Origin of the sequence: Thermomonospora echinospora (assembly GCF_900108175.1) — a bacterium.
GTDB classification, from domain to species: domain Bacteria; phylum Actinomycetota; class Actinomycetes; order Streptosporangiales; family Streptosporangiaceae; genus Thermomonospora; species Thermomonospora echinospora.
Genome location: NZ_FNVO01000016.1, coordinates 1 through 21128, shown reverse-complemented (window position 1 = coordinate 21128; position 21128 = coordinate 1). Strand labels below are relative to the sequence as shown.

Here is a 21128-nt window from a genome sequence, read left to right as displayed (position 1 = left end):
CGTGTCAAGAGCGGGCCGGGCCGATCGCCTCGATCCCTTACTGCATAGCGGCTGATGAGGACCGGAGGACCGGGAGGGCGCACCCTCGGGAGGCTCCCTGGACCGCCACCAGGATGGAAACGATTCCATACAGCGGCGACATGGGAGGATGGGGCGGGCCGGTGAGGTGGGAGGCGAGCGCCGATGGTGTCTGCGAGCGGCCGGTGAGCCGCGCGGCGACGATCAAGGACGTCGCCCGCCGGGCCGAGGTCGGGGTGGCCACCGTGTCCCGGGTGCTGTCGGGCTCGGGCCCGGTCAGCCCGGCCACCCGCGAGCGGGTGCTGCGCGCCGTCCGGGAGCTGGAGTACCGTCCCAGCGCCCTGGGCCGCAGCCTCAAGACCCAGCGCACCGGCAGCATTGGCCTGGTCGTCGGCGAGATCACCGATCCGTTCTGCGCCGAGCTGGCGGCCGGGGTGCTGGCCTGCGCCCGCACCCTGGGTGAGCACGTGCTGCTGGACGCCGCGCACGACGACCCGGCCCGGGAGGCCGAGATCGTGGACCGGCTGGTGGAGCAGCGGGTGGATGGCATCATCGCGATCCCCACCGGGCACGGCGATCGATGGCGGGCCGCAATGCGGGCCGGGGTCGCGGTGGTGTTCGCCGACCGCGCACCGGCGGAGCTGCCGGAGATCCCCTCGGTGCTGGCCGACGACGCGGCCGGGGTGCGCTCGGCGGTGGAGTACCTGGCCGGGCTGGGACACCGGCGCATCGGCTTCCTCGGCACCACCGCCCCCGGGGCCGCGCCCGGCACGGACGCCGGCGTGCGGGAGGCGACGTTCCGCACGGCGCTGGCCGAACGCGGGCTGGCCCCCGAGGAGGACCTGGTGGTGCGGGCCCGGCCCAGCCGCGACAGTGCGTTCGCCGCCGCGGCCGGGCTGCTGCAGCGCCGCCCGGACCTGACCGCGGTGCTGGCGGCCACCCACCTGCTCGGCGAGGCGGCCGTGCTGGTGGCGCGGGAGCTGGACCTGCGCATCCCCGCGGACGTGTCGATCGTGATGGTCGACGACGTGCCCTGGGCGGAGCTGTGCGACCCGCCGCTGACGGCGGTGGCCCGGCCCGGCCGGGACATGGGCTACCGGGCCTGTGAGGTGCTGCTGCGCGACCCGGCGCGGCGGGAGCGGGGCCGCCCGGTGGTGCTGCCGACCGAGCTGGTGATTCGCGGCAGTTGCGGACCCCGGACGGGAATGCCCGGCGGTGCCGCGCGATCGGCCCGGACACGCTAAATTTCCTCCGTGGAGGAGATGGACCGTCAGATCATGGCGCTGCTGGCCCGTGACGGCCGGATGAGCTTCACCGATCTGGCCAAGGAGACCGGGCTGAGCGTGTCGGCGGTGCACCAGCGGGTGCGGCGGCTGCAGAAACGCGGCGTGATCAAGGGGTTCGCCGCCCGGCTGGACGCCGAGCAGATCGGTCTGCCGATGACCGCCTTCGTGTCGATCAAGCCGATCGACCCGGCGGCGCCCGACGACGCCCCCGAGCGGCTGGCGCACCTGCCGGCGATCGAGGCGTGCCACTCGGTGGCCGGGGAGGAGAGCTACATCCTCAAGGTCCGGGTGGCCACCCCGAACGAGCTGGAGGACCTGCTGCAGAAGATCCGGGCGGCCGCCAACGTCTCCACCAGAACCACCGTCGTGCTCAGCACCCCCTACGAGGACCGCCCGCCGCAGCTGTGAGCCGCCCGCGGCCCGGCGGTGCACGCCCCTTTCGCGGGCGGGCCGCCGCTCATGCCGCCCGGTGACGGGTATGCCGACGGCGACCGGGTGAACCCGTGCTGAGGAGGCGGCATGTGGTGGCTGACGGGGGAGTGGGCCTCCCTGGGAGCGGTGGTGGGCAAGGCCGCGCTGATCTACCTGGCCGCGCTGCTGGTGCTGCGGCTGAGCCAGCGCCGGACCCTGGCGGAGTGGACGATCCCCGACTTCGTGACCGCGGTCGCGGTGGGCGCGGTCGTCGGCCGGACCGCGATCGCCTCGACGCAGTCGTTCGTCACCGGTGTGGTCGCCCTGGTGACGTTCGTCGTCCTGCACCGGGTGATCAACCTGGCCCGGTTCAAGCCGGTGTTCGGCAGGCTGCTGGAGCATCAGGTCCGGGTGCTGGTCGCCCACGGGCGGATCCGGGAGGACCAGCTGAGGCTGTGCGGGCTGACCACCGGCGACCTGTTCGCGCACCTGCGGCAGCGCGGAGTGTTCGAGCTGTCCGGCATCCGGTACGTCCTCTACGAGACCACGGGCGGCCTCACGGTGGTCCCCGAGGAGGACGACGCCGGGCCCGTCCCCGAACTGGTGCGGGCCGGGCTGCGGGAGAGCCGCGACTTCCCGGAGCGGACGCCGGACCGGCGCCGGGGCTGAACGCCCGGCGGACGGGAGGACGGCCGGTTCACCCGGCCGGGCGCAGCGCCTCCAGGGCCTCTTCGGCGCGGTCCAGGGACGCGGCCGGGTCGGTGTCGGGGCCGGTCAGCTCGGGGTCGAAGTTGAGGTCGACGAACACCTCCGTGACGCCCTCGGCGGCCAGGCGGGCGAAGTCCTCCCCGATCTCCTCGTACGAGCCGGTCAGCGGCGCCCGGTCCGGCCGTCCGGCGGGCCGCACCCGCACCGCGCCCCGGCACACGAACCGCAGCGCGTCCGGGTCCCGTCCGGCCTGCGCGGCGGCGTCGCGGACGATGCCGATCTGCGCGCCGATCGTGGACAGGTCGGCGGTGCTGGAGCTGACCCAGCCGTCCGCCAGCCGCCCGGCGCGGCGCAGCGCGGGCGGGGCGCCGCCGCCCAGCAGGATCGGCGGCCCGGGCCGCTGCATCGGCTTGGGCTCCATCCGCACCGGCGGGATCCGGTAGAACTCGCCGTCGTAGGAGGCGACCTCCTGGGCCCACAGCGCGCGCAGCGCCGCCAGGAACTCCTCGGCCCGCGCGCCTCGGCGCTCCATGGGGACGCCGGAGGCGGCGAACTCCACCGGCATCCAGCCCAGCCCCAGCCCCAGGTCCAGCCGTCCGCCGCTGACCTGGTCGAGGGTGGCGGCCTGCTTGGCCAGCAGCGGAGGGGAGAAGAAGGGCATGTTGACCACGGCGACGCCGAGCCGGATACGGCTGGTCAGCCCCGCCAGGTAGGCCAGCGTGACCAGCGGGTCGCCGACCTTGTGGTAGCGCCGGCTGCGTGCGTCCTCCACCTCGCCGGCGGGGTTGAGCAGCCGCTGGAGCGTCCACAGCGAGTGGTAGCCGAGCTCCTCGGCGCGCCGCGCGATCCGCAGCTGGCCGGCGGGCGTCGCCCAGGGGCCCGACACCGGGACCGCGCAACCGATCAGCATTGTTCCTCCTCGCTCGCCACCAGGAGAACCTTACAGCGTCAAGGAGGCGGGTCGTCGGCCGGTCGCCCAGTGGCGCCGATCACCCCGGCCACCGGACTGATCATCGCTACGCTGGGCAGAGGAGCGCGGAGGTGGTCATGCGGGTTTCCGGAGAGCTGGCCCAGGCGGTCAAGCCGAAGCTGCGCGGATGGCTGCATCTGGGGACGTTCCCGCTCGCGGTGGTGGCGGGACTGCTGCTGGTGGCGCTGGGGCCGACGCTGTCGGCCCGGCTGTGCGCGGCGGTGTACGCGATGACCTCGGCGGTGCTGTTCGGGGTGTCGGCGGCCTACCACCGCGGGCGGTGGTCGCAGCGGGTGGCCGAACGGCTGCGGCGGTTCGACCACGCCAACATCTACCTGATCATCGCCGGCACCTACACCCCGTTCGCCTACCTGATCCTGGAGGGCGGGGCACGGGTGGTGGTGCTGTCGGTGGTGTGGGGCGGCGCCGTGGCCGGGGTGCTGTTCCGGGTGCTGTGGGTCGGTGCGCCCCGCTGGCTGTACACCGCCCTGTACATCGGGCTGGGCTGGGTGGCGGCGTTCTTCGTGCCGCAGTTCCTGGAGGGCACCGGGGTGCTGGTGGCGGTGCTGGTGATCCTGGGCGGTGTCCTGTACAGCGCCGGCGGCCTGGTGTACGGGCTGCGCCGCCCCGATCCCTCGCCGCGCTGGTTCGGGTTCCACGAGGTCTTCCACGCGCTGACGGTGGCGGCCTACGTGCTGCAGTACATTGCCGTGTCGGTGGTCGTCTACCGCGCCGGCACCCTGTAGCGGCCGGCCCGGGCCGCCGGGTGGTCAGGGGGCGGCGACGATGAAGCTGGAGTTGCCGAACCCGACCTCGTCGCCGGGCCGCACCGGGGCCGGGCCGGTCAGCCGCCAGCCGTTGACCCGGGTGCCGTTCATCGAGCCCAGGTCCGCCAGCATCCAGCCGTGCTCGTCGTGGTACAGCTCGGCGTGGAAGCGCGAGACGGTCAGGTCGGCCAGCACGAAGTGGCAGCCCGGCGCGCGGCCGACGACGATCCGGCCGGTCCCGGCCGACGGCAGCCGGAACCGCGGCAGCCGGGGCGCCCGCCAGGCGGCCTCGATCCGCGCGGTCGCCGCGGAGACCGAGGAGACCAGCCCGGTGAGCCGTTCCACCATCCCGTGGCGCGGCGGCAGGTCGTGGACGATGTCGTCCAGCTCGGCGCGGCTGCGGGCGGCGAGCACCTGGTCGACGCGGCGCTCGAAGGTGTCGTGCGACATCCGGCCCTCGGCGACGCGGTCGCTGAGCACCCGCAGCACCCGGTCGCGTTCACCGTCGGACGCCCGTACCGGGTACGACGAGGCCTGACCGTCCATGACTGCGAGTATCCAGATCCCCTTGGCGGCTGTCCAGATGAAGCCCTGCGGCGGCGGCGCCCCCGTTCCGGGACGCCTTCGCCGTTGGTTGGGACGCTCGCGGACGCCCGGATGTTCGGCCCGCCGGCGGGTGATTTCGCCGCCGGGCCGAGGCGGCGCGTCGGGACCGGGCGGGAGCCTGCGGCCCCGACGCGGGGACGCGGGTCAGCGGGAGAGCAGGTCCCGGGCGATGTGGGTGATCTGGATCTCGTCGGTGCCGGCGTAGATCTGGAAGGACTTGGCGTCGCGGGCCAGCTGCTCCACGCGGAACTCGCTCATGTAGCCGTTGCCGCCGAACAACTGGACGGCCTCGCCCGCGACCTCGGCGGCGGCCTGCGCGGCGTACAGCTTCATCGCCGAGGCCTCCGCCAGGGTCGGGGTGCGGCCGGCGCGCTGCATCTCGATGTGACGGAAGACGAGGTTCTGCACGTTGAGGCGGGCGACCTCCATCTTGGCGAGCTTGAGCTGGATGAGCTGGTAGTCGCCGATGGGCTTGTCCCACAGCACGCGGGTCTTGGCGTAGTCGACCGACAGCCGCAGGCACTCCTCGATGACGCCGAGGGCCATGGCGGCGACGCCGGCGCGCTCGGTGACGAAGTTCTGCTTGGCCGACGCCTTGCCGTCGCCGCCTCCGCCGGTCAGCAGCCGGTCGGCGCCGGCGCGCACGTCGGTCAGGAACAGCTCGCCGGTGGGGGAGGAGTGCAGGCCCATCTTCCGCAACGGCCTGCTCTGCTCCAGGCCGGGCATGCCCCGGTCCAGCACGAAGGTGAGGATCTCGCGGTCGCGGGGGTCGCGGCCGTCATCGAGCTTGCAGTAGAAGACGATCGTGTCGGCGTGCGGGCCGTTGGTGATGAAGGTCTTGCTGCCGTTGATGACGTACTCGTCGCCGACCTTGCGGGCGGTGGCCCGCATGCCGCCGAACGCGTCGCTGCCCGAGCCGGGCTCGGTGATCGCCCAGGCGCCGACCTTGTCGAAGGTGAGCAGGTCCAGCGCCCAGCGTTCGCGCTGCTCGGGGGTGCCGCGCTTCATGATGGTGCCGGCGGCCAGGCCGAGGCTGACGCCCATGGCGGTGACCAGGCCGGGGGAGACCTTGCACAGCTCGACGATCGGCAGGATCGACATCGACGGGTTGCCGCCCGAACCGCCCGAGCCGTCCGAGCGGCCGGAGCCTTCCCCGGCCGCCCGCTTCTTGAACGACGAGCGGGCCATCTCGTCCATGCCGAACGTGCGGAACAGGTTGCGGATCAGGTCGTAGGGCGGCAGTTCCCCGGAGTCGAGCGCGTCGAGGTGGGGGCGCACCTCGGCGTCGATCCAGCCGCGGATCGCGTCCCGGATCATCAGGTCTTCGTCGGACCACTCGAGCATGCTCGTCCTCTCCTTACACCGCACACGGTTGCCGGAGGCCATCCAAGCAGACCCTGCAAGCGGGTGCTTACCAGGGTGCCCCGGCGTCCGGGCGGGTCAGCGGGAGAAGGAGACGACGTCGGCGTGCACGCCGCCGTGCTCGGTGAGCCGTCCCCCGGCGGGGCTGTCGTAGACGACCAGCAGCGTCGGGCCGGGGCCGTGGGTCTCGTCGAGGACGGCGATGCCCTCGGCGTGGTCCTCACCCTCGCCGTGCGGTAGGTCCCCGACCCGCTCCAGTTCGCGGGCGTGGACGATGTCGGCGGCGGTTGTCTTGGCGGCGCCCCGCCAGCGCAGCACGCGGACCGGGCCGCTCAGCGACATGGTCGGCCCGGCGAGGATGAGCAGGTCGTCGCCGTCCGGGCACAGGTCGCGGACGCCCAGCCCGCCCAGGTCCAGGAAGTGGACGCGGTAGCGGGCCCTGCCGTCCAGCCGGCGCAGCCGCAGCCGGTGCGGGTCGGCGGGGTCGGTCTCGGGGTGGATCTCCACCAGCACGGCCCAGCCGCGCAGCACCGGGCCGCGGAACCCGATGTACAGGCGCTCGCCGTCGGGGGACGGGACGGAGGCGATGCCCTCGATGTCGACGCCGTTGTCCTTGCTGGGGATGGGCAGGAACGGCGCCAGGTGGGGGTCGTCGGCGAGCAGGTCGGTGAGGGAGTCGCCGCGCCCGCCCAGCACCGCGGCGGTGCGGTCGCCGTCGGTGGCGACGGCCTCGGGCAGGCCGTCGGGCCCGGGGACCAGCGGGATCCGCACCAGGATGTGGCGGTTTTCCTCGCGGACCACGGTGGCCAGCCGCCTGCGCGCCTTGGCGTCGCCGTGCTCGGGCTTGACCCGCTTGCGCTTGAGGCTGTGCGAGCCGACCGCCCACAGCCAGCCGTTGGCGCGGGCCAGGCCCTCGATGTCGGCCTCCTCGTCGCGGCCGGCGGGCAACTCGACCAGGTCGGCCAGCGCGACGGTCCGCTGGTCGCCGTAGCCGGTGACCCGTCCGGCCTCGTCGACCTCGGCGGTGAGCCGTTCGATGGTGGCGGTCTCGTCCCCCGCCACCCACAGGCAGCGGCCGTCCTGGCGGACGGCCGACAGGTTGGTGTGCGTCTCGGCGGCCTGGCTCTCTTCGGCGAAGCGCAACTCCACCCGGCGTTCCACGATCATCCGCAGATGATCCCACAGGGCCGATTCCCGGTTGGAACGGGCCAAGTATATGATCTACAATGTAAAGGTCACGGGCCGGATGCGTCCCACTCCACGTACAGAGCCTGCGGCTTGCGAAAGACCAGTCCCCGAGGGGCGGACGACCGGGCCGGGTCCAGGCGCAGGCCCGGGAGCCGGTCGAGCAGGGCGCGCAGCGCGGTGCGGGCCTCCAGCCGGGCTAGGGGAGCGCCGAAGCAGAAGTGCGGCCCGTGCGCGAACGCCAGATGGTCAGCGGCGTTGGCGCGGCGCACGTCATACCGGTCCGGCTCGGGGAAGACGGCCGGGTCGCGGTTGGCGCCGGTCAGCGAGACCCGCACCAGGTCGCCGGCGCGGATCGGCGCACCGGCCAGCTCGACGTCGGCGGTGGCGTAGCGGTCCACGACGGCCGCCGCGGGCTCCAGCCGCAGCGACTCCTCGACGGCGCCGTCCAGCAGTCCCGGATCGGCGCGGACGAGGGCGAGCTGCGCGGGGTGGGCGAGCAACTGCTGCACCGCGTTGACGATCATGCCTTCGGTGGTGTCGATGCCGCCGAACATCAGCACGGCGGCGTTGGCGACGACCTCCTCGGTGGTCGGCTCCCACGGCCCGGCGGCGATCTCGGCGAGCAGGGAGCCGTCCGGCGCGGCGATCGCCGCCCGCACGGCGGCGCGCAGTTGCTCGCGGGCGGCGGCCGCCTCGCCGGGACGTCCGGCGGTGATGTCGGAGACGGCGGTGACGAACGTCTCGTACCAGGCGCGGACGACGGCGGGATCGGCGTCGGGAAGCCCGAGCACCTCGGCGACCACCGCGACGGCCAGCGGCCCGGCGAACTCGCCGCGCAGCTCGGCGCGGCCGGCGGGGAGCAGCGCGGTGACGAGGCGGTCCACCTCGTCCTGGACGAACGCGGTGAACCGCTCGCGGGTGCGGGCGGGCCGGAAGGGGCGGGAGAACGGGTCGCGGTGCCGGTGGTGGGCGGGCCCGTCCAGGGACAGCATGCTGGGGCCGATCACCTGGGCGGTGGAGAAGCGGGGGTCGTCCACGGTGAAGGTGACGGCGTCGCGCATGACCCGCAGGGCCAGGTCCCGGCGGGTGACCAGCCAGCCGCCGAGCGCCGGCAGCCAGGAGACGGGCTCGGCGGCGCGCAGCCGGGCCAGCGCGGGATGGGGATCGTCCTGCAGTTCCTCGATGGTGACGGTGGCGCCGAGGGGAAAACCGGGGGTGTGGCCGTGTTGCATTCCAGCAGCCTAGGGAGGCGGCGGCCCCAGTGCTCAGGCGGGCCGGGCGTGCCGGCGCCACCAGTCCCGCCCGGCGGGCGGGAGCGTGTGGATCGGGTCGTAGTACTCGTAGCGGCGGGTGAGGGCCTGCGGGTCGGTGGCCTCCAGGGCGGTGCGGTAGTTCTTCGTCCAGTAGGAGATGCCATGTTCGCGGTCGTAGCCGGCGAGTTGGTGGACCCAGCGCTTGCCGACGTAGGGAACGTCGCAGACGATGCGCGGGGTGGCAAAGCCCGGCAGGTAACCCATGATCGCGTGTTGCAGGTCCTGGGCCTGCCAGACGGCCAGCCGCCAGTGCTCGCTGCCGGGGATCATGTCGCACAGGTACAGGTAGTAGGGCATGATCTGGGCCTCGTCCAGCAGCGCGAACGACAGGTCCAGCAGGGCGTGCGGGCTGTCGTTGACGCCGCGCAGCAGCACCCCCTGGTTGCGGACGTCGCGGACGCCGGTGTCGAGCATGGCGCGGGTGGCGCGGGCGACCAGAGGGGTCACCGAGCGGGCGGCGTTGACGTGGGTGTGGATCGCGATCTGAACGCCGCGGCGGCGGGCCTTGGCGGCCAGCCGTTCCATCCCGGCGCGGACCTGGTCCTGCAGCCAGTGCTGGGGCAGGCCCATGAGGGCCTTGGAGGCCAGGCGGATGTCGCGCACGGACCCGATGTCCAGCAGCCGGTCGACGAAGGACTCCAGCCGCGGCCAGGGCAGGTTGGCCACGTCGCCGCCGGAGACGACGACGTCGCGGACGCCGGGGGTGCGGCGCAGGTAGTCGAGCATGGCCTCGTGCCGGTCGGCGGGCTTGAGGGCGAACCGGTGCTTGGTGACCGCCGGGGTCGAGGTGCCGACCAGGTCCATGCGGGTGCAGTGGCCGCAGTACTGGGGGCAGGTCGGCAGCACTTCGGCCAGGACCTTGGTGGGGTAGCGGTGGGTCAGGCCCTCCACCGCCCACATCTCGGCCTCGTGCAGGGAGTCGCGGGCGGCGCGGGGGTGGGACGGCCAGTCGGCGTCGCGGTCGCTGAACACCGGGATCATGTAGCGGCGTACGGGGTCGGCGTAGAAGGCGTCGGTGTCACGGATGTCCATGGTGTTGAGCATCTGCGGGGTGACCAGCATGGACATGGTGGCGCGGGTGTCCTGGTCGCGGCGCAGGTCGGCGTAGAACCGCTCGTCGAGGAGATCGCCGAGGACCTGGTGCAGCCCGCGGACGTTCTTGACGCAGTGGGCGCGCTGCCACTGGGCCGACTCCCATTCGGCGCGGGTGACGTCGCGCCAGCCGGGCAGGCGCCGCCAGTCGGGTTCGGTGAGGGGCCGGCGCCGGTAGGTGTAGGGCTGGGCGGAGCCGGGGCGGGGGCCGGTGTGCCCGGTGGTCGCGGTGGTCATAGGGGTGGTCATGGCGGGCCCCTCGATCTTTCGGCGGGCGATCGGTCAGTCCACATAAAATCCGGTATGTACTCGACAGTAAGAGAAGAATTTCGCGTAAACCAGCGATACCCAGGATGTTCTCAAGCCAATCCCGGAAGGCTAGGGTTGGCTGATGAGCGAAGCGGACCAGGTGCGGACGGACCGGGCGCGGGCGGGGGGCTCTGCGATCGGCCTGCACCGGGTGCTGGACCCGCCCGGGGTGCTGCCGCAGGCCGCGCGGCGCCTGGACCCCGACCCGGCGATCGGCCCGGACGAGGTGCGGGTCCGCGTCGAGCGCCTCAACCTGGACGCCGCGTCCTACCGGCAGCTGCACGAGGCGCACGGCGGTGATCCCGACGCGATCCGCGCCCGGGTGCTGCAGATCGTCCGGGAGCGCGGCAAGATGCACAACCCGGTGACCGGGTCGGGCGGGATGCTGGTCGGCGTGGTCGAGGAGGCCGGACCCGGATCCCCGCTGGGCCTGGCCCCCGGAGACCGGATCGCCACGCTGGTCTCGCTCACCCTCACCCCGCTGGCGATCACCGACGGGCTGGCCCGCTGGGACGGGCGCGGCGAGCAGGTCCCCGCCGACGGGCACGCGATCCTGTTCGCCCGCTCCATCGCCGCGGTGCTGCCCGAGGACCTGCCGGTGCCGCTGTCGCTGGCGGTCCTGGACGTGTGCGGCGCGCCCGCCCTCACCGAGCGCGTCGTCGGCCGGCACGCCGCCGAGACCGCTGCCCGAGCGGACTCGCGTGCGGATTGGCGAGCGGATTCACGTACGGAGGCCGGGCCGGTGGTGGCGGTGCTGGGCGGCGCGGGCAAGAGCGGGTCGCTGTCACTGGCGGCGGCGCGGCGCGCGGGCGCCCGTCACCTGATCGGCGTGGTGCCGGACCGAGCCGAGGAGACGCGGCTGGCCCGGTCGGGGCTGGCCGACCGGGTGGTGGTGGCCGACGCCCGCGACCCGGTGGCGGTGGAGGCCGCGGTACGGGCCGCCGGGGGACCGGCCGACGTGACGGTGGTGTGCGTGGACGTGCCGGGCTGCGAGCACGGCGCGATCCTGGCGACCGCGCCCGGCGGCACCGTGGTGTTCTTCTCGATGGCGACCTCGTTCCCGGCGGCGGCGCTGGGCGCCGAGGGCCTGGCCGCCGACGTCACGATGCTCATCGGCAACGGCTACGTGCCCGGGCACGCGCGCACGGCGCTGGACCTGGTGCGCGGGTCGCCGGCGCTTCGCGAGCTGTTCACCGCCAGATTGCGGCATCTTCGGCGAGAATGATCCGTCTCGGCCACAATGACCTGGCACGTCCCGGGCGGCGCGGGGCACGACGAGTGGGAGGAACGGATCATCGTGAGCATCATCGAGTCCCTGCGGCGGCGTGAACCCGGGCAGCGGCAGGGGCAGATCGTCGACGTGCTGGTGGAGGCGTTCGCGGAGTTGATGGAGCGCAGTCCGGCCGAGTTCCGCCGGCGGTTCCGCAAGATGGCCTCCGACCCGTTCGCCTTCTACCGTGGCAGCGCCTGCCTGTACTACGCCGACATCGTCGACGACGACGACCCATGGGCCGACGAGCGCACCAGCCGGGTGTGGATCCAGGGCGACCTGCACGCCCAGAACTTCGGCACCTACATGAACGACGACGGGGTGTTCGTCTTCGACGTCAACGACTTCGACGAGGCCTATGTCGGGCACTTCACCTGGGACATCAAGCGGCTGGTGGCGAGCGTGGCGCTACTGGCGTGGACCAAGGCGATCTCCGACGCCGACATCCGGCGGATGATCGAGACCTACGTGCGCGCCTACGTCGACCAGGTCCGCCACTTCCACACCCACCACGGCGACAGCGGCTGGGCGTTGACCCTGGACACCGCCGAGGGCTACGTGCGGGAGGTGCTGATCGCGGCGCTGGCCTCCACCCGCATCGCCCTGCTGGAGGGCAAGACGCTGGTGGAGCAGCACGAGCGGCGCTTCAAGTCCGGGCCGGGGGTGCGGCGGCTGGACGAGGCCGAGCGGGCCTCGGTGGAGAAGGCGTTCGAGGACTACCTGGACACGATCCCGCAGGAGAAGCGGTTCAGCAGCATCACCTACCGGATCAAGGACATCATCGGCAGCTCCGGGTTCGGCATCGGCTCGGCGGGGCTGGCGGCCTACAACATCCTGGTGGAGGGCCGCAGCCAGGCCCTGGAGAACGACGTGATCCTGTCGATGAAGCAGGGCAACGTCGCCGCCCCGAGCCGGGTGGTCGACGACCCGCGGATCCGCGCGTTCTTCAGGCACCACGGCCACCGCACCGCGGTGTCACGGCGGGCGCTGCAGGCCAACACCGACCCCTGGCTGGGCCACACCGAGATCGACGGGGTCGGCTACGTGGTGCAGGAGCTGTCGCCGTACGAGGAGGACCTGGACTGGTCGGGGCTGACCGAGCCGGCGGAGATGCTGCCGGTGCTGGCGGACCTGGGCCGCGCCACCGCCAAGATCCACTGCGTGTCCGACAGCGACTCCGACCACGAACTGGTCGGCTTCCAGGTTGAGGACGCCATCATGGAGGTGATCGGCCGCACCGGCGAGGACGCCTTCGTGGAGGCCATGGTCGACTTCGGCACCGGCTACGCCGCCATCGTCCGCGACGACCACCGCCTCTTCGTCGACGCCTTTCGTTCTCGTCAAGGCCCTTTGGGAATACTCTGGAGCGCGTGACACGGCGAGGGCCTCGCGCACGCCGCGATACAGGCCGGAACCCCACTGGTCGCCGCGATCTACAGCCGTGTCAGCGACGACACGCGTGGCGACCAGCGGTCCGTCGAGGACCAAGACGAAGAGAACCTGGAAGCCTGCGACAGCAACGGCTGGAAGGTCCCCGCAGGCGGCCGGTACAGCGACAACGACATCTCCGCGTCGCGGTTCTCACGCAAGGAGCGCCCCGACTGGGACCGGCTGCTCGGCGACCTCGCCGCCAGCCGGTATCACGTGCTGGTGATATGGGAGACCGCCCGCGGCGACCGCAAACTCGCCCGGTGGATCGAGTTCCTCGACCTGTGCCGGGACCTGGGCATTCTGATTCACGTCACGTCCCATCAGCACACCTATGACGTGCGTAAACGCCGGGACTACAAGACGTTGGCGGAGGAGGGGCTCGACAGCGCCGATGATTCGGAGCTGACGTCGGAGCGGCTGCTGCGCGACAAGCGGAAGGCGGCAAAGAGGGGCCTGCCACACGGCCGTCACCTGTACGGGTACAAGCGGATCTACGAGATCGGGGAGGACAACCGCCGCCGGCTGGTGGGCGTGGTTCCCGACGAGGAGGTCCGTACTGCGGTCGGCCGGGGTGGGACGGTCACCGAGTACACCCACGCCGGGGTCTGTGCTGCGGTTGCCGGGACGTCGTCGTTTCAGGGGCTTCTGGTATGCCGGCGATCGGGGTGGCCTGATGGTCGGCGTGGCCGGGCATTCGAGCGATGATCTGCGCCGGGTCGTTACTCATCCGACTTCGTTGGAATGTCGTCGAGGCCGAGCCGGTACCAGTTGTCGTCGGTGAGGAAGTGCAGGTCGGGTCCTCGGCCGATGACCTGGGTATCTGCGGGCAAGGGCTGTCCGTCCGGTAGGACGACCCGGTACTCGCCGGTGACGCGGAGGGCCTCGTCGCCGAGGTCACCGACGGCCAGCCGGTTGCGGTCCGCCCCGTAGCCGCCGTACAGGGCGAGGCGGGAGCCGCCGACCGCGAGGGCCTTGGCACCGTGGATGTCGTTACGCCAGCCGGTGAGGGCGCCGTCCTGGATACGGACGATGGGGAAGTCGGTGTAGTAGCAGGTCCAGGCGGTGTCACCGTCGATGTTGAGTGCGTAGCAGTCGCTGATCGCCCCCCATCGCCCGCTCTGGGGGAACCGCCAGTTCGGCTGCAGGCTCGGGGAGAACCGTGCCAGGCCACAGGCCCCCAGCGCCGGTGGTCCAGGCCCGTCCCAGCCGTAGTTGCCGTAGACGCCTTCGTCGAAGTACCCCACCCAGATGTGACCGGTCCGGGTGGCGAAGACGTGCTCGATGCCGTCGCCCAGCGTCTCCTCGGCAAGGACGTTCCCGTCGGCGTCGTAGACGACCGCGTTGCGGTCGGCGCCTTCCGGACGCCACTCGGCCCTGGCCCCCACCACCAGAATCCGGCCTGTACCCGCTGTCGTTTCCGTCCAAGACGGCCCCGTGTCTGCGATCTAGCATGAACCCGGCAGTTCGCCCGATCATGAGGAGAAAGCGCTATGCGTGCCCTGGTCTACACCGGTTTCATGTCGCTCGACGGCGTTGTGGACTCACCCGGCGGAGGGCCGGGGGAGGAGCACCGCAGCGGCGGCTGGGTGGTCAAGGACCTCGAGTTCGTCCCAGAAGCCTGGTCGCTGAAGGGCGAGGAGCTCGCCGACACGACGGCGCTGATGTTCGGCCGCCGCAGCTACGAGGCGTTCGCGCCGGTCTGGCCCGGCTCGCAGGACCACGCCGACTACAAGGAACTGCCCAAGTACGTGGTGTCGGCCACGCTGCCTGACGACGCCCTTGTCGACGGGTGGGGGCCGACGACGATCCTGCGCTCGACCGAGGACGTCGCCGCGCTCAAGGAGGGCAAGGGCGGCGCGATCTTCATCCACGGGAGCGCGGAACTGGCCCGGCGGCTGTCGGACGCGGGCCTGATCGACCAGTACAACCTGCTCGTCTTTCCCGTACTGCTCGGTGCCGGGAAGAGCCTGTTCGGGCGGGCCGACCGCGACAAGCAGATGCTGACGCTCCGGGAGTCGGAGAGCTACCCAAACGGGATCCTGAAGCTGATCTACGACGTCAAGCGCTGATCCAGGGCGAGACCGATCGCGCCGCCGGCGCCCTCACGCAACTGCCCCGCGGTCCGTCCGACGTAGGTGCGCAGCGCCCGGGCCAAGTGCGGCTCGTCGAAGTAGCCGAGCTTGGCGACGACGGCGGCGGCCGGGTCACCGGCCGCCAGCAACCCCGCCGCCGTGCGGGCCCGCTCGATCTGCCGGATGGCGCCCCGTGTCAGCCCGGTCCCGGCGCGGAACCGGCGTTCGACCGTGCGCTCCGAGGCATCCGGGCGGTGACCCCGCAGCACCTCGGCGACGAGTGGGTCACCGACCACGATCCCGGCCCGGACGAGACGCTCGACCAGGGCCTCGGCGTCGTCGGGGCCGGGAGTCTCCCAGCGCGCGCCGTCCAGCCGGAACGTCCGGCGCGTGGTGTCGGGGAGTTCGACGCCCGCGTCGACCAGCGCAGGCGTGGGCACGGCCCGCAACGAAGTGCCCACCGCGAAATCGATGCCCGTGAAGGCCGCGCCCTCCGGCACCGGCGCCGTGCCGGTGCGGGTCTGGGGACCGGTGATGCTCGTGTATGCCCGGCCGTCCTGCTTCCAGAACACCAGGCCCCAGCGCACCCCTGCCACGGACGTCATCTCCGTGACCTGCTCGCTCGTGCAGGTCCAGACGGTGTCAACCCACGGCGAGTCGGACTGGCGCGTCCCGAAGCGCAGTTCCACGGGCGAAGAATACGCCGTGTCGGGCAGCACGCCGCGCCGGACGAATCAGCGCCATCCGGGTCGCGGCGGACGAGCGCGCCGCCTCCGGCCCCGCCTGCCCTCGCGGTCAATCCCTGTAGGGCTCGAAAATGTGGATCGGCACTTGACCTGCAGCGTTTTGTCGCGCCCACAGTGGCTACCCGGGCAGGATCGCCGGTCTGCCCGGCTTCATTCGGCACCAGAGAGCCTGTCCGACAGCTCATCCTGCCCGGAGGACTCAGCTTGTTCTTTAAGTGAGAACCAGGACACATGCCATGAGCGAGCCTAGAGGTGACATATCCGCTTGTAGCGGGTTGTGTCTGTTCGAGTACGACATGTCACTTTGATGCGAGACGGCCACCTGCTCATCGTCGTGACTTGTGAGGGTCCGGCGAGGAGAAAGGGTGGCCGTCGTGCGGTCCACCAGGGCATGCGGGGAGGCCGATCGTGGGGTGTTGTCGGGGTTCCGGGTCGGCTTCCACGGGTGTCGGTGACGACGGCAACGACGGTCATCGTCGTCGCGGCCTCTGCGGCTTCCAGACTTGGTCGTCGGTTCAGCCGGCGAAGGGTTCGGTGTCGGCCCATTTCCAGGAGGCTTGTCCGGCGTCGACCTCCTGGGCCATCAGCGCGAGGAGCGGTTGGGGTCGGATCGCGGGTGGTAGGTCGATGGCGACGTGGCGGCCTCTCCACTCGCTGAGCAGGCCCGCCGTGGCGATCTCTGTTTTGACTCGGGCGGTGCGGTGCGTGAGCTGGGCGTGGTCGGTGGTGGGTGTCCAGAGCATGCGGAGCGCGCGGTGCCCGGACGGCTCGACCAGCCCGGTGACCCATCTGCCGTCGTCGGAGAGCCGGACGCGATCGTGTAGGGCCAGTCCATGGACGCAGAACGGGATGCAGGCCAGGGCGTAGGTGCCGTTGCCCTGGTCGAGCAGCCACAGCTGTTCGACCTGGTCCGCCATGCCGTAGGGCGCGAGGTCCGCCTGGGCGATCTGGTTCTGTTCCGCCCGTCCGACCGGGTCTTGGTGAGTGACGAAGACCGGTTGCCGCTCGTACGCCGGTTCACGCGATGCCATGAGACCTTCCTCAGTCTGCTGCTTGCTCAGTCCTCGATCGGGACGAGGGCGCTGTCGGCGTTGAACGTGTAGCGCGTCCGCTTGTGGGTGCGGAGGAACTCCTCGAGGGTGGTTCGCTTGGCGGTCACCCGCCCAGGTAGAGGGCGGCCAGGCGGGGCAGACGGCGGTGCATCTGGTCGGCGTCGTCGAAGTCGAAGTCTTCCCCCAGGTCGGGTGGGGTGTCCTGGATGCCGTGTGAGGTGCGGTAGCGGTCCCAGGTGTCGTGGAAGTCGTCGCTGTTCCCGCCGGTGACCTGTGTGTAGGCCTGGCCGGCCGCGTGGGCGGCCTGTTCGTAGAACACCGGGTGGCGGCGGGGCTCGGTTGCGGTCTGGAGGACGTCCGGGTGGTCGGCGAGGTTGTCGGGGGACTGTGCCGCCCGCGCGTACCAGTGGCGGCCCAGGGCGATCAGGCCCGCGCGGAAGTCGGTGAAGCCGTCATCGGAACAGCCGCCGCCGATGAGGTGGGCGGTGGCCCATACGTCCCAGCGGTAGACGGCACCGTCCAGCTCGTCGAAACGTTCCTCGAACTCCAGGATGGTCTCCGCCGTGCATGTGGCCAGGCGGTCTGTCAGCGCTTCGTGGAACGGCGCGGCGTCCGCACGCGCGGCCTCCACGATGGCCCAGAACTCTTCGGCGTCCACGGCGGGCCGGTGTGCCATCGGGCACCGACACCTGCGCGCAGGCCCGCCTCATCGCGAGACGGTCAGGGGTGCGGTGATCTGCAGTTGTTCGTCTAGAACGGTGACCAGCCGGTCGGCCGACGCCGGTGTGTGGATTTGTGCCCAGCGGGCGACCAGGGACAGGAACCCGCCGAGGTCGTGCTGTACGGCCGCAAGCAGGCCTGGCAGCTGTCCGGTCGGGAACTGGATGGTGGCCTCGGGGGGCGGATCGGGTGCGCGGTCCTTGTCCGGCCACAGGCGCAGGAGCCCGTCCTGGTGCCGGAGGCCGGGGGTGGGGTTGTGGCCGAGCCAGGGCTCACTGGGCAGGTCCAGCCAATCCCGCCAGGATTCGAGCCCATAGCAGCAGCCGGGAGGCACGACGATGTCGTTGTCACGAAAGCGCAGGCCGCCCGGTGCGATCACGTCATCGGCCCGCGCCAGGTGCCGCAGCAGGCCCGCCCCGTCGGTGTCGGCGATCTCCTCCTCGGCGAAGTAGGCGCTGCCGACGGCGATGACGGCCATCACCGTCCCGACCTCGGCGGCCGTCATCCGCCCTGACAGAGGCAGGAGACCATCGGCCACCGGGCCGGCGACCGGCCAGGCGGTGAACTCCTCCTTCCCGTAGGTCTCCACGACGGCTTCCACGATCACCATGATCGAAGTCTCATCCCCGCGGTGAGCGGCCGGCCACCGAATTTCCGGCAGTCCCGAGCATGGCGGGTGCGGCAGCGTGGGTGGTGGTCGATCTGGCAGGTGGTGCACTTTCGCGGTAGTTTCCGCAGCTGCTCGCCGATTTGATCACTTCTCGCGGGGCAGGAGAAATGCAGCCGAGACTGCTGACACTCGAGATGAACACTCCAGTGCCGGACGGTGGTGCGGGTTTCCGGGCGATCTGCCAGTCCTGGCTGGAGGAGGGCCTGCGGACGGTGGGTGGTGACTTCCTGGAGCAGTTGGAGTCCGGGCCGCCGCTTCCCAGACTGGGTACGTGGCGGCACGAGGGCGAAGTGTCCGATGGGCCGCCGGGTTCGACGTGGGCGCTGTTGAGCGTGACGCGGCTGAGCGCACGGGGCTCCCGGCGCTCGATGGTCAGGGTCTGGTCTCCCCAGGGCGTGGAGTGGCTCTACCGGAGTCTGGAGAAAGTACCGCTCGAGGCTCAGATCGATGTCTCCGTCCTCAACCGGTACGGCACGCCCGGTGACCGGGGCGTCAGGGTCACCGTGGAGCGTCCGTTCGAGGTTCCGGACTGGCTGGTGCTGACGATCCGCCGGTATCTGGGGCTGGGCGCCGGCCCGGGTATCGTGCGGCGGTTCGGGGACCGGATGTACGAGATGCTGGAGAGCCAGGCGTCCCGGACCGACGCCACCTTCGGCTATATCGCCGATGACGCCGAATCGATCATGGGGCTGACCCCGCTGGAGGACTCCCTCTGGCTCGACCTGTAGGACACCCTTCCGCAAACCCCGTCCACGCTGCGCGGTTATAGCTGGACGACCCTTTGTCCCGCCGGGGTCGTAGAACGGCTCGGCGGCGCTTCCGTGATGTGCCGGTCGGAGTCCTTCCAGTCCTGCAGAGGGTTGCCGGACGGTGCCGTGCTGGTACGTGCCACCGAACATCTCGATCAGTATCGGGGAGACGCCGTCAGAAGGAACTTCGAGGCGCTCGCCCCGGCGTTGCCGGTGGGCATGCCGCGGGCCGGCGAGGTGGCCGGGCGGCGGCTGGTCGAGGCCGATGCCGCCGACTTCCAGGAGGGATGATCCGCACGCGTTCATCCGGTTCCCCGACCACCGGGCGATCTTGTCGGTGCTGTACCGCTGCAAACTGATCGCAGCAGAACGCATCAAGGACTGGCCCATGCGCAGCGGCCGGTCTTGCTCGTGGAGGATCACGGCGACAGCCGTTGGCCGCCGAACCGGCTGTGCTCAGGCGGGTACGGAGAACGCGACGTAGAGGGGGGTCCCGATCAGGACGCCGCTGCTGGTGTGCAGGCATCGCGCAACAGCGGTCAGCGGTTCCCAGCCGGATCCGAAACCCTTGACCACGCTGGCGTAGCTCTTCTCCAGTTCGTAGGGATGGAAGCGTTCGGTGATCCGCTTCAGAAGGTCTTCCTCGCCGCCCGCACCGCCGTCACCCTTGTGGTCGAGAGCCGCAAGATGTTCCAGCAGGTCCCGGATTCCGCGCAGGCCGGACGCGGAATATCCCCAGGGGCCGCCGACGAGATGCTGGGCAGGGCGGTCGAGCAGGTACTCGGCGGAGCCGCCGAGCGCGAAACGGACCCCGGAGGTCTCGCCGATGAACAGTGCGCCGCCGATGTCCCGGCCCGGCACTCCGTAGATCATCGGTGTGTCGTGGAGTCGGAACCATTGCCCGGCTTTGAGCTCTGGGTCGGTGGCGTCTTTGAGCCCGTGCTCGCGTTCCAGCAGGGCTTCGACCTGGGGGACGAGCGCGATGACGTCTTCGGCCCGGCTCTCGGTGCTGGCTGCGATCCTGTTGGAGGAGAACCTCGACCTGGGGCTCGGGGCGTTTTCCATCCGGTCCCAGATCTCCGGGTGCAGTGCCCGTCCGATGCGGCCGACCTTGCGCGCGGACACGTACAGGTAGTCCCGCACCTGCGAGCGGCGATTCGCCGCGGTGGTCGGTGGCCGCAGGGCGGCCGTGATGTTGTCCTTCAGCGTCAGGTAGGCGCGGTGGGAGGCCGAGTCCGGCCGGATGATGGAGAAGTGGTCGCCGGGCAGGACGCCCGTGTGGGGGAAGACCCCGCGTGCCGACGCCGGGGTCACCACGTTGTCCTCTTCACCGGCATAAGCCCGCACCGGCACCGGGCACTGGTCCGAGGCGACCTTGCCAGCGTGGATCACGCGGTTGATGACCACCCGCTGCGTTTCGGCGACGGCCTCATCCAGGGGGCGAAGCTGCCGCTCTTGGGGATGCCGCCAGCCCGGCACCGACCGCCGCAGCGTCAGGAAGATCTCCGATCCGGAGTTGGGACAGGCGAACATCACCACCCGCCGGATCCGAGCCAGTTCGTGCCCGCGCGCCCCCATGACCATCCGGGCCAGGTAACGCTGGACGATCAGGCCGCCCTGGCTGTGCGAGACCAGGATCACCTGTGCATGCTCCAGAGTTTCCAGGAAGGTCTGCAGACTGTCGGCCAGCGTGGTGAAGTCGGGGATCCGCTTCAACGGGTTGAGGCGAAACTTCGGTGAGGGATATTCGAAATCGAACAGCTCCAAGCCGGCGAGGTCCGGGTCGGTCTCGACCAGGTAGCGGAACGCACCCCAGGTGCGGGCTGAGGAGAACAATCCGTGTACGAACACAACCGCGACCTGCTGCATCCACGCCTCCGGCCACCTCGGTCGATCATCCCTCGCACCGGGACTCGCCGAAGACCGTCATAAAGATCATCAGTCGCCCGGGACTTCCCTGCTGTTCTATCGTGTCGTCCCTGACCTGTCGCGCCGAATCCGGTAGATGGCGCAAGCCCTGCCCCGGGCGCGCCAAGCATGCAAGACCGGCCCGCCGCGCGAGTGGTGGTCGGCCCCGGCTGTTGGTGCCGCGTTCGCAGCTCCGGACGGCTCGGTGGAACCCTGAGTCGCTGTACGTTGGCAAAACGAACAACTTCAACGGGCGGCTGCAGGTTCACCTTGACAGTGGGCGTCTCCGCAGTCGTGAAGATGCAACGTGCACTCATGTCTGTGGTACGGATGACGGCCTCTTCATCGCTGAGCACCTCCGTATGGAGGAAATGCGAAGCCAGGGAGTGAGGTTTTCTCAGCGGAAGTGAACGGGCGTACTGGAAGGAAGCAGGCGCAGGGGACGTTGCGGGGCGTTGTGCTGTTGCCCTCTGGAAGCCG

At 71.1% G+C, this 21128-nt stretch carries 22 protein-coding genes; 10 read left to right on the top strand and 12 right to left on the bottom strand.

From position 1 onward, the window contains the following. Window positions 1-140 precede the first annotated feature (140 nt). The 3 genes from C4U03_RS28425 (at window position 141) to C4U03_RS28415 (ending at window position 2384) form a co-directional block, all read left to right on the top strand. Entirely contained in the window at window positions 141-1262 is a 1122-nt protein-coding gene (locus tag C4U03_RS28425) for a LacI family DNA-binding transcriptional regulator (RefSeq protein WP_327373837.1), read from the top strand. A gap of 18 nt (window positions 1263-1280) precedes the next feature. Continuing rightward, window positions 1281-1712, top strand: coding sequence for an Lrp/AsnC family transcriptional regulator (locus C4U03_RS28420; RefSeq protein ID WP_103941944.1), 432 nt, complete (start codon window positions 1281-1283; stop codon window positions 1710-1712). A 111-nt stretch (window positions 1713-1823) separates the two neighbouring features. Beyond that, window positions 1824-2384, top strand: coding sequence for a DUF421 domain-containing protein (locus C4U03_RS28415; RefSeq protein ID WP_103941942.1), 561 nt, complete (start codon window positions 1824-1826; stop codon window positions 2382-2384). A gap of 28 nt (window positions 2385-2412) precedes the next feature. Here C4U03_RS28415 and C4U03_RS28410 read toward each other — a convergent pair whose 3' ends face one another. Further along, window positions 2413-3333: a TIGR03619 family F420-dependent LLM class oxidoreductase gene (locus C4U03_RS28410; RefSeq protein ID WP_103941940.1), complete on the bottom strand. Its 921-nt coding sequence runs from the start codon at window positions 3331-3333 to the stop codon at window positions 2413-2415. A gap of 137 nt (window positions 3334-3470) precedes the next feature. Here C4U03_RS28410 and trhA point away from each other — a divergent pair, with 137 nt between their 5' ends. Further along, window positions 3471-4139, top strand: a complete 669-nt coding sequence (gene trhA / locus C4U03_RS28405; RefSeq protein ID WP_103942153.1) for a PAQR family membrane homeostasis protein TrhA — start codon at window positions 3471-3473, stop codon at window positions 4137-4139. A 24-nt stretch (window positions 4140-4163) separates the two neighbouring features. Here trhA and C4U03_RS28400 read toward each other — a convergent pair whose 3' ends face one another. The 5 genes from C4U03_RS28400 to C4U03_RS28380 all read right to left on the bottom strand — a co-directional run bounded on the left by C4U03_RS28400 (window position 4164) and on the right by C4U03_RS28380 (window position 9970). Beyond that, on the bottom strand, window positions 4164-4706 hold the full coding sequence (locus C4U03_RS28400) for a DUF1707 and FHA domain-containing protein (protein WP_103941937.1): 543 nt from the start codon (window positions 4704-4706) through the stop codon (window positions 4164-4166). A gap of 204 nt (window positions 4707-4910) precedes the next feature. Continuing rightward, window positions 4911-6110: an acyl-CoA dehydrogenase family protein gene (locus C4U03_RS28395; RefSeq protein ID WP_103941935.1), complete on the bottom strand. Its 1200-nt coding sequence runs from the start codon at window positions 6108-6110 to the stop codon at window positions 4911-4913. Between the two features lie 96 nt (window positions 6111-6206). Further along, window positions 6207-7295: a DUF3616 domain-containing protein gene (locus C4U03_RS28390; RefSeq protein ID WP_103941933.1), complete on the bottom strand. Its 1089-nt coding sequence runs from the start codon at window positions 7293-7295 to the stop codon at window positions 6207-6209. A 68-nt stretch (window positions 7296-7363) separates the two neighbouring features. Continuing rightward, window positions 7364-8548, bottom strand: a complete 1185-nt coding sequence (locus C4U03_RS28385; RefSeq protein ID WP_103941931.1) for a cytochrome P450 — start codon at window positions 8546-8548, stop codon at window positions 7364-7366. 33 nt (window positions 8549-8581) lie between these two features. Next, a complete protein-coding gene (locus tag C4U03_RS28380) occupies window positions 8582-9970 on the bottom strand; it encodes a KamA family radical SAM protein (RefSeq protein WP_235018222.1) in 1389 nt (462 codons plus the stop codon). Between the two features lie 142 nt (window positions 9971-10112). On the opposite strand from C4U03_RS28380, the gene kdd reads away from it, so the two are divergent. Genes kdd through C4U03_RS28365 form a run of 3 tightly spaced genes read left to right on the top strand, consistent with a single transcriptional unit; the run spans window position 10113 to window position 13436 of the window. Continuing rightward, window positions 10113-11255 carry an L-erythro-3,5-diaminohexanoate dehydrogenase gene (gene kdd / locus C4U03_RS28375; protein WP_103941927.1) on the top strand — a complete coding sequence of 381 codons (1143 nt, stop codon included), beginning with the start codon at window positions 10113-10115 and terminating at the stop codon, window positions 11253-11255. Window positions 11256-11270: 15 nt separating this feature from the next. Beyond that, entirely contained in the window at window positions 11271-12674 is a 1404-nt protein-coding gene (locus tag C4U03_RS28370; protein WP_103941925.1) for a DUF2252 domain-containing protein, read from the top strand. A gap of 27 nt (window positions 12675-12701) precedes the next feature. Continuing rightward, window positions 12702-13436, top strand: coding sequence for a recombinase family protein (locus C4U03_RS28365; RefSeq protein ID WP_103941923.1), 735 nt, complete (start codon window positions 12702-12704; stop codon window positions 13434-13436). Window positions 13437-13450: 14 nt separating this feature from the next. Here C4U03_RS28365 and C4U03_RS28360 read toward each other — a convergent pair whose 3' ends face one another. Beyond that, the gene (locus tag C4U03_RS28360) at window positions 13451-14119 is read right to left on the bottom strand and encodes a hypothetical protein (protein WP_103941921.1); all 669 of its coding nucleotides are present in this window, start codon (window positions 14117-14119) and stop codon (window positions 13451-13453) included. A 102-nt stretch (window positions 14120-14221) separates the two neighbouring features. Between C4U03_RS28360 and C4U03_RS28355 the strand changes: the two genes are divergently transcribed. Then, window positions 14222-14800 carry a dihydrofolate reductase family protein gene (locus C4U03_RS28355; protein ID WP_103941919.1) on the top strand — a complete coding sequence of 193 codons (579 nt, stop codon included), beginning with the start codon at window positions 14222-14224 and terminating at the stop codon, window positions 14798-14800. Here C4U03_RS28355 and C4U03_RS28350 read toward each other — a convergent pair. The 4 genes from C4U03_RS28350 to C4U03_RS28335 all read right to left on the bottom strand — a co-directional run bounded on the left by C4U03_RS28350 (window position 14782) and on the right by C4U03_RS28335 (window position 17931). After that, window positions 14782-15492 carry a helix-turn-helix domain-containing protein gene (locus C4U03_RS28350; RefSeq protein WP_103942151.1) on the bottom strand — a complete coding sequence of 237 codons (711 nt, stop codon included), beginning with the start codon at window positions 15490-15492 and terminating at the stop codon, window positions 14782-14784. The two genes, C4U03_RS28355 and C4U03_RS28350, sit on opposite strands and share 19 nt — an antisense overlap. 572 nt (window positions 15493-16064) lie before the next feature. Beyond that, complete coding sequence (locus C4U03_RS28345) at window positions 16065-16580, bottom strand: DUF4265 domain-containing protein (protein WP_103941917.1); 516 nt, start codon at window positions 16578-16580, stop codon at window positions 16065-16067. Window positions 16581-16704: 124 nt separating this feature from the next. Further along, entirely contained in the window at window positions 16705-17277 is a 573-nt protein-coding gene (locus tag C4U03_RS28340) for a DUF4240 domain-containing protein (protein WP_200827532.1), read from the bottom strand. Window positions 17278-17307: 30 nt separating this feature from the next. Further along, complete coding sequence (locus C4U03_RS28335; RefSeq protein WP_103941915.1) at window positions 17308-17931, bottom strand: hypothetical protein; 624 nt, start codon at window positions 17929-17931, stop codon at window positions 17308-17310. Between the two features lie 194 nt (window positions 17932-18125). Between C4U03_RS28335 and C4U03_RS28330 the strand changes: the two genes are divergently transcribed. Both C4U03_RS28330 and C4U03_RS40685 read left to right on the top strand, forming a co-directional pair. Further along, a complete protein-coding gene (locus C4U03_RS28330; protein ID WP_146087562.1) occupies window positions 18126-18719 on the top strand; it encodes a hypothetical protein in 594 nt (197 codons plus the stop codon). A 147-nt stretch (window positions 18720-18866) separates the two neighbouring features. Next, window positions 18867-19031: a hypothetical protein gene (locus C4U03_RS40685; RefSeq protein ID WP_160147130.1), complete on the top strand. Its 165-nt coding sequence runs from the start codon at window positions 18867-18869 to the stop codon at window positions 19029-19031. Between the two features lie 165 nt (window positions 19032-19196). Here C4U03_RS40685 and C4U03_RS28320 read toward each other — a convergent pair whose 3' ends face one another. Continuing rightward, window positions 19197-20609, bottom strand: coding sequence for an SAVMC3_10250 family protein (locus C4U03_RS28320; RefSeq protein WP_103941909.1), 1413 nt, complete (start codon window positions 20607-20609; stop codon window positions 19197-19199). Window positions 20610-21128 lie beyond the last annotated feature (519 nt).

What these genes read in the sequence shown, in the direction of transcription:
- C4U03_RS28425 (WP_327373837.1), top strand. Translation starts at nt 141, where the DNA reads ATGGGAGGATGGGGCGGGCCGGTGAGGTGGGAGGCGAGCGCCGATGGT.
- C4U03_RS28420 (WP_103941944.1), top strand. Translation starts at nt 1,281, where the DNA reads ATGGACCGTCAGATCATGGCGCTGCTGGCCCGTGACGGCCGGATGAGC.
- C4U03_RS28415 (WP_103941942.1), top strand. Translation starts at nt 1,824, where the DNA reads ATGTGGTGGCTGACGGGGGAGTGGGCCTCCCTGGGAGCGGTGGTGGGC.
- C4U03_RS28410 (WP_103941940.1), bottom strand. Translation starts at nt 3,333, where the DNA reads ATGCTGATCGGTTGCGCGGTCCCGGTGTCGGGCCCCTGGGCGACGCCC.
- trhA (WP_103942153.1), top strand. Translation starts at nt 3,471, where the DNA reads ATGCGGGTTTCCGGAGAGCTGGCCCAGGCGGTCAAGCCGAAGCTGCGC.
- C4U03_RS28400 (WP_103941937.1), bottom strand. Translation starts at nt 4,706, where the DNA reads ATGGACGGTCAGGCCTCGTCGTACCCGGTACGGGCGTCCGACGGTGAA.
- C4U03_RS28395 (WP_103941935.1), bottom strand. Translation starts at nt 6,110, where the DNA reads ATGCTCGAGTGGTCCGACGAAGACCTGATGATCCGGGACGCGATCCGC.
- C4U03_RS28390 (WP_103941933.1), bottom strand. Translation starts at nt 7,295, where the DNA reads ATGATCGTGGAACGCCGGGTGGAGTTGCGCTTCGCCGAAGAGAGCCAG.
- C4U03_RS28385 (WP_103941931.1), bottom strand. Translation starts at nt 8,548, where the DNA reads ATGCAACACGGCCACACCCCCGGTTTTCCCCTCGGCGCCACCGTCACC.
- C4U03_RS28380 (WP_235018222.1), bottom strand. Translation starts at nt 9,970, where the DNA reads ATGACCACCCCTATGACCACCGCGACCACCGGGCACACCGGCCCCCGC.
- kdd (WP_103941927.1), top strand. Translation starts at nt 10,113, where the DNA reads ATGAGCGAAGCGGACCAGGTGCGGACGGACCGGGCGCGGGCGGGGGGC.
- C4U03_RS28370 (WP_103941925.1), top strand. Translation starts at nt 11,271, where the DNA reads ATGACCTGGCACGTCCCGGGCGGCGCGGGGCACGACGAGTGGGAGGAA.
- C4U03_RS28355 (WP_103941919.1), top strand. Translation starts at nt 14,222, where the DNA reads ATGCGTGCCCTGGTCTACACCGGTTTCATGTCGCTCGACGGCGTTGTG.
- C4U03_RS28345 (WP_103941917.1), bottom strand. Translation starts at nt 16,580, where the DNA reads ATGGCATCGCGTGAACCGGCGTACGAGCGGCAACCGGTCTTCGTCACT.
- C4U03_RS28340 (WP_200827532.1), bottom strand. Translation starts at nt 17,277, where the DNA reads ATGGCACACCGGCCCGCCGTGGACGCCGAAGAGTTCTGGGCCATCGTG.
- C4U03_RS28335 (WP_103941915.1), bottom strand. Translation starts at nt 17,931, where the DNA reads ATGGTGATCGTGGAAGCCGTCGTGGAGACCTACGGGAAGGAGGAGTTC.
- C4U03_RS28330 (WP_146087562.1), top strand. Translation starts at nt 18,126, where the DNA reads ATGAACACTCCAGTGCCGGACGGTGGTGCGGGTTTCCGGGCGATCTGC.
- C4U03_RS28320 (WP_103941909.1), bottom strand. Translation starts at nt 20,609, where the DNA reads ATGCAGCAGGTCGCGGTTGTGTTCGTACACGGATTGTTCTCCTCAGCC.